The 2305-nt window shown below is 63.6% G+C and carries 1 protein-coding gene; it reads right to left on the reverse strand.

Annotated features, from left to right (window positions below; translation table 11 throughout):
• Positions 1 to 2305, reverse strand: a 2305-nt coding sequence (locus AC3EO7_RS37700) for an SDR family NAD(P)-dependent oxidoreductase (RefSeq protein ID WP_435593867.1), incomplete at both ends; no start/stop codon positions are given.

Raw genomic sequence — 2305 nt, forward strand, 5'->3', positions numbered from 1 at the left:
TCCGGCATCGAAATCCGCAGCGTCGTACAAGAATCCGCCTTCACGCACATAACTGGTCCCCGAACGATCCGGGTCAGGGTCATACAGCCCCTCTATATCCCAGCCCCGGTCGGCCGGCCACTCCGAAATCCCATCACCACCGGACGCGACGAGATCCCACAACCCCTCCGGAGAACGCACACCCCCCGGCAACCGGCACGCCATCCCCACAATCGCAATCGGCTCATCGTTCGACACCGACACCGACACCGGCGCCGCACTCTCAGGCCTGGCAGTCCCGGCGACCTGCTCGGTCAGGAACGCCGCCAGTGCAGCAGGATTCGGATAGTCGAACACCAACGTGGCCGGCAACCGGAGCCCGGTCACAGCCCCCAACCGGTTGCGGAGTTCCACCGCGGTCAGCGAGTCGAACCCGGCCTCGGTGAACGCCCGCTCCGGATCCACCGCAGCGGCCGTGGCATGGCCCAGCACTGCGGCGATCTCACCGCGCACCACATCCAAAACGACAGCCTGCCGCTCTGCCGCAGGCACCGGGGACAGCTGGCGGGACAACGCCGACTCATCGACAAACGCCAACGACTCCCGGGGTCGTTTTTCGCAGAGTGCCTCTACCAAGCGGCTCGGACGGGCCCACGCAAAAGTCTCTACGAAGCGTTCCCAGTCCACATCGGCGACCACCACAGATGTCTCGTCATGATCCAGAATCTGGCCCAGCGCAGTAAGTGCGAGCCTGGGCTCCATCGCCGTTATCCCATAGTCCTGGAGTTGCTGGGCCGCCAGGGCGCCCATTCCTTCGCCAGCCCAGGCTCCCCACGCCACGGACGTGGCAGCAAGACCGCGCGCCCGTCGCCGTTGAGCCAACGCGTCCAGGAACGCATTCGCCGCCGCGTAGTTGGCCTGGCCTCCGCTCCCCCACACCCCCGCGACCGAGGAGAAAACCACGAAGGCATCGAGCGGCTCGTCTGCAAGAAGATCATCCAAATGCGCCGCACCGCATGCCTTAGCCCTGATGGCGTCAGCAAAATCAGCAAGCTGCGCTTCATCCAGCCTGCTGTTTTCCAGTACCCCAGCAGCGTGAACCACTGCGGTCAGCGGGTAACGAGCCGGTACCGAGGCAAGCAGTCGGGCCACCGCATCCCGATCAGCCACATCACAGGCAACGACCTCCACCTGCGCGCCCAACCCGGACAGCTCCTCCTGCAACTGCACCGCACCGGGGGCATCAAGGCCCCGCCGGCTGGCCAAAATGAGGTTCTCGGTGCCACCGCGAGCGAGCCAGCGAGCGACGTGAGCACCCAATGCGCCCGTGCCTCCGGTCACCAGTATCGAACCGCGCGGCTTCCACAGGCTCTCGACGGAAACCACATCAAGCGGAGCCCGCAGCAGCCTCCTTACAAACACACCCGAGGAACGTATCGCGACCTGGTCCTCGTCGCCCGAATCAGCGAGCACACGACACATCCGCATAGCGGATTGCGCATCAACAGTCCCGGGGAGGTCAATCAACCCGCCCCAGCGCTCGGGGTGCTCCAGACCGACCACTCGGCCCAATCCCCATATCTGCGACTGCACGGCACTGGCCAGCGGATCTGAACGACCCGTCGACACTGCGCCCCGGGTCACGCACCACAATCGAGCATGGACGCCTGTATCTCCCAACGCCTGCGCCAACAGTACCGTGCCCGCCAAGCCGTTGGAGATGCGCTCATGCGTGGAATGCGGAGTCTCATCCAACGCCAGCATAGACAACACTCCATTGAAGGAGAGGTTCCCGCCTGCTTCGTCAGTCGACAGCCAGCTCAGCTCGTCGCTTATACGCTTCGCGAGAGTATTGCGATCATGCTCGGCCGCGTCCATCTCTACACAAACAACATGGACTCCACATTCTTCCAATGCCCCAATCGCCGCCGACGCCCCCGCGTTCAAGGGCAGACCAATCGGAACCAGGACTAGCCATGATCCCGATGGCAGCGATCTCTGGACATCCGACGACGGTTGCCATTTGACCTGATATCTCCACTTACCCGCCGACGTCTGATCACGCTGCTTTCGATGCCATTCGGATAGGGCTGGGAACACCACACCCAGCGAGGAGCTGTCGTCCTCCATATCCAACTTCAGCTCATGCGCCAGCGCCTCCATGCGCTCATGTTCAATGGCATCCCAAAACCACGTCTCCGACGCCGTCGCCAGTCGCCCGGACATGGCATTCGCTGCCAGCTCGATCTCATCTGGGGCATCCAGCCAGAACCGTTCTCGTTGGAAGGCATACGTGGGCAGGTCGACCCGGGTTGTGGGGATCCCG

It is taken from the genome of Nocardia sp. bgisy118 (assembly GCF_057708605.1).